The sequence below is a fragment of the Paraglaciecola mesophila KMM 241 genome (assembly GCF_000315015.1).
GTDB lineage: Bacteria > Pseudomonadota > Gammaproteobacteria > Enterobacterales > Alteromonadaceae > Paraglaciecola > Paraglaciecola mesophila.
Map to the genome: position 1 here is coordinate 1 of NZ_BAEP01000039.1, position 4,518 is coordinate 4,518.

Here is a 4,518-nt window from a genome sequence, read left to right on the forward strand (position 1 = left end):
GAATCATGTTAGATGATTCAGGCTTTTTTTGGCTAGATAGACAGCTAAAACGGGAGGTTAGGCGCCTAAGCTTTGTAAATAACTTTCATAGTTACCACGGAAATCCACAATGCCATTTGGTGTTATCTCAATGATGCGAGTTGCAACTGAAGATACAAATTCTCGGTCATGGCTGACGAAAATCAGAGTGCCTGCGTAGTTTTCTAACGCTAAGTTTAATGATTCAATCGATTCCATGTCCATGTGGTTAGTCGGCTCATCCATCACCAAAATATTAGGGCGCTGAAGCATAAGCTTTCCAAACATCATACGGCCTTGTTCACCGCCGGATATAACTTTTACCGATTTACTGATCTCATTTTGAGAGAAGAGCAAGCGACCTAATGTACCGCGCATGACTTGTTCGTCATCACCTTCTTGGGCCCATTGATACATCCATTCCATAAGCGTCATTTCTTTTTCAAACTCATGAGCATGATCTTGGGCGTAATAACCGATATTCGCGTTCTCGGACCATTTGACTTCGCCTGCTGTTAAATCAGTGTCTCCTACTAAACACTTCAACAGCGTGGTTTTACCCAAACCATTTTCACCAATAACGGCAATACGTTCGCCAACTTCAACCATTAAGTCTAAACCGTTGAACAATTCCTTTTCATAGGATTTCTTCAATCCTGTTAGCTCTAATGCGTTACGATGTAACTTCTTAGTTTGCTCGAAGCGAATAAAAGGAGTCTGACGACTTGAAGGTTTAATGTCATCCAGTTTGATCTTGTCTATCTGTTTAGCGCGAGACGTGGCTTGCTTAGACTTAGATGCATTCGCCGAGAAGCGACTAACAAAAGTACGCAGTTCGGCGATCTGGGCTTTCTTCTTAGCGTTATCTGATACTAAGCGCTCTCTGGCTTGAGTAGAGGCGGTCATATACTCGTCATAGTTACCAGGGAATAATCGAATTTCGCCATAATCCAAATCGGCCATATGGGTGCACACACTGTTTAAAAAGTGGCGATCGTGAGAGATGATGATCATGGAGCAATTACGCTCGTTTAGCACGCCTTCTAGCCAACGAATGGTGTTGATGTCCAAGTTGTTGGTTGGCTCATCAAGTAGCATTATGTCAGGATCTGAAAAGATAACTTGGGCAAGCAGCACGCGAAGTTTCCAACCAGGGGCTATCTCACTCATAGGGCCATAATGTTGCTCTACTGGAATACCCACACCGATTAATAGCTCTCCGGCACGTGCTTCTGCGGTGTAGCCATCCATTTCAGCGAACTCTGATTCTAAATCGGCAACGCGAATGCCGTCTTCTTCCGTCATTTCAGGGTTAGCATAAATAGCATCACGCTCTGCTTTGACTTTCCACAGTTCATTGTGTCCCATCACTACAGTATCAATAACACTGTACTCTTCGTATGCGAACTGGTCTTGCTTCAATTTACCAATACGCTCACCTGGGTCGGTGGAAACATTCCCGGCAGATTGCTCTAAGTCCCCCCCAAGTATTTTCATGAAGGTTGATTTACCACAGCCATTTGCGCCGATTAAGCCGTAACGATTTCCGTTACCAAATTTAACTGATACATTTTCAAATAATGGCTTTTCGCCAAATTGCATAGTGATGTTTGCGGTCGTTAACAATGTTTTCTTCCGAGTAATTTAGGTGAATGTGCTGAAAGTGTTATTCCTCGCCACTAGTCAATTACACTAGCGATTTGTGCTTAAGTCGACAAAATAGGAAACAGCGCTGTTTGATTAAACTTTAACTTTAATAAGGCGCGACTGTTTGAGGAAAATTCGGCGCGTATTATGCCACAAGCATGTACGACTCGGCTAATTTTAGCCTGAATTACCGACAATTTTATGACAAAGATGTGGGATGCAGACAACAGAGGGAGCTTGATATAGCAAGCCACTCCATGATTACGTATGTATTAAGTACGCATGGGGGTAAGTCAAAACGTGTTGCGGGGCAGTGAGCTGATATCGATTAATCTGTTCTTTTGCATAAAATAAAAGTACAAACTAATCGATACTGCTGAGCTAAAGTAAGTAAGCCTTACTCATCAAGGGGAGTATTAAAGTCTTCGGATAATTCAAAGTCACCTGTCACTTCGCTTACACGATTATCGACAAAGTGTAGGGTTAATTCTTTACGGAAATCTTTACCACGCTTAGCCATCCCGCGCTTCATTTGATACAAATAGTACCAAGTATCATGATCAAATGAGTCCTCTACTACGGGCTTTCCTAATACATACACCACTTGTTCTTTAGTCATGTTAATGCGTAATTTACTAACATCTCGCTCATCTAAAAAGTTACCCTGTGGCACATCAATTCGATAAATCCAATCAGCACAAGCAGACAGCATCAATGAGGCGGCAATCACCACCAATATATTTCTAAACTTCATTCTTATTTAATTTCTCAGCTATTAGGTAAATAAAGACCCTACAAGTACTTCGCTAAAGGTCCATAGGCGAAGCATCCTAACTCAGCCAAGACAGCCTAATCAATGCATAATTGTTAAGAATTACTGATTTGTAGTAACTCTTTGGCGTTGGCGAGCGCAGAATCCGTCAATTTGTCTCCAGCTAGTAGACGTGCCAACTCCTCAATTCGTTCATTTTCTTGTAAAGAAATCATATGAGTTTCTGTGGTTTTCTTGTCACTAAACTTGGTAACGAACATTTGATTATGCGCGCGTGCTGCAACTTGGGGTAAATGCGTCACACAAATTACCTGACAGGTTTCACCTAATTTACGCAGTAAATGCCCCACCACTGAAGCAGTCGAACCACTAATACCGGTATCAACTTCATCAAAAATCATGGTTGCTACCTGACTGTTGTGAGAGCTGATCACTTGAATCGCAAGCCCAATTCGCGACAATTCACCACCAGAGACAACCTTTTCAATTTTATCAAGGGCTTGTCCTTTATTAGTCGATACTTTGAACTGAATACTGTCCAAGCCATGTTTGCTATGAGACGCACTGACCTGCGGCTCAACCTCAATTTTAAATATCGCGTCGCCCATATTCATTTTGTGAATTTGGCTTTCTACCTGTTTCGCTAATTTACTGGCGGCTTTAGTACGCGACAAACTAAGTTGTTCGCAGCTTTTAAAATAAAGTTTCTCTAAAGCTGATATTTCGTCCTGCATGTTATCCAACATTTGATCATCTTCAGAAAGCTGAGACAATTCTTGGGTCAATGTTTGGTGGTAGGCATATAACTCTTCCGCTTTAACTTGATGCTTTCTGGCTAAATCTAACGCTTGCGAATAGCGCGCTTCAACCTGCTGCATTTTCATCGGGTCTATTTCTAGCTGATCTGTGTAATCTCTAAGCTCTTGCGCAGCCTCGTCGATTTGAATACTTGCTTCATTTAACAATGCTAATATTGGGGAAAGGGTCGGGTCGTGATCCTGCAATTCCGTTAATCTATCAATACTATTTTGCACCGCAGATAGGGCATTGAAGTCGTCGGCTTCATATAGTTGATAAAAACTCAACTGAGTCTGCTCCAGCAAGGCTTGACTATTACTGAGCCTTTTATGCTCACTTTCTAGCTCAGAAAACTCTCCATCGCAGATGGCAAATTCATCTAACTCAGAGACTTGATAAGACAAAAGCTGAAAACGATCCGCACGCTGTTGTTGACCCGCCAATAATTCACGATAAATTTTCTGTTTTTGTTGAAGGCTATGATAGTGCTGGGCCACATTATTCAAAAGACCAGGATGCTCAGCAAAGTTGTCCAGTAATTCGCGCTGTGTATCCGCTTTTAATATCTGTTGGTGGGCATGTTGACCATGAATACTTAACAAGTACTGCCCTAAACATTTCAACTGGCCTAAGGGTACAGGTGTGCCATTAACGAAGGCTTTTGAGCGGCCCTCGCTAGAGATGACTCGCCTGATTAGGCAATCATCACCGTCGTCTAATTCGTGCTCTTTCAACCACTTTGCAGCAAGTGACAATTTACTCACATCAAAGGATGCACAGATTTCAGCTTTATCTGCCCCGCTGCGCACGAACCCCGCTTCAGCCCTATCGCCTAAACACAAGCCTAATGCGTCCACTGAAATGGACTTACCAGCGCCGGTTTCACCGGTGACCGCCGTCATACCTTGGGCTAAATCGATGTCTAGGGATTTAACGACAGCAAAATTTCGAATAGAGAGATGAAGTAACATATAAATGCCTGTTCAAATATACAGTAACTGTAAATATATACATATTTTGAAGGCTGTCTAGTAGTTGTGTAGGTTTTAATGACAGTGTCATTTTTTACAATTGAATGTAATTGTTTAAAATCAATGAGTTAGGTATTTGTGAACGCTCGTTTTTTACGCAATTATCAAAATAAATTCTTTTACTTCATTTTGTAGGCTACTGGTGGTGTCTGATGTCGTCAGTCTAAAGTGAGAACATTCTAGGTGGAGGTTGCAGAATTGTGAAATGTATTTAGTGACGGAGTCTGGTTGTTTGAGCAACCTAATCGGCAC

General features: G+C 41.9%; 3 protein-coding genes. All 3 read right to left on the minus strand.

Annotated features, from left to right (window positions below):
- Positions 1 to 57 precede the first annotated feature (57 nt).
- Positions 58 to 1,644, minus strand: a complete 1,587-nt coding sequence (locus GMES_RS08750) for an ABC-F family ATPase (RefSeq protein WP_006992286.1) — start codon at positions 1,642 to 1,644, stop codon at positions 58 to 60.
- Between the two features lie 418 nt (positions 1,645 to 2,062).
- The gene (locus GMES_RS08755; RefSeq protein ID WP_006992287.1) at positions 2,063 to 2,419 is read right to left on the minus strand and encodes an outer membrane protein assembly factor BamE; all 357 of its coding nucleotides are present in this window, start codon (positions 2,417 to 2,419) and stop codon (positions 2,063 to 2,065) included.
- Positions 2,420 to 2,532: 113 nt separating this feature from the next.
- Positions 2,533 to 4,206, minus strand: coding sequence for a DNA repair protein RecN (gene recN, locus GMES_RS08760; protein ID WP_006992288.1), 1,674 nt, complete (start codon positions 4,204 to 4,206; stop codon positions 2,533 to 2,535).
- Positions 4,207 to 4,518: the final 312 nt, after the last annotated feature.

Coding starts and splice junctions, on each gene's coding strand:
- GMES_RS08755 (WP_006992287.1), bottom strand. CDS start 2,419: ATGAAGTTTAGAAATATATTGGTGGTGATTGCCGCCTCATTGATGCTG.
- recN (WP_006992288.1), bottom strand. CDS start 4,206: ATGTTACTTCATCTCTCTATTCGAAATTTTGCTGTCGTTAAATCCCTA.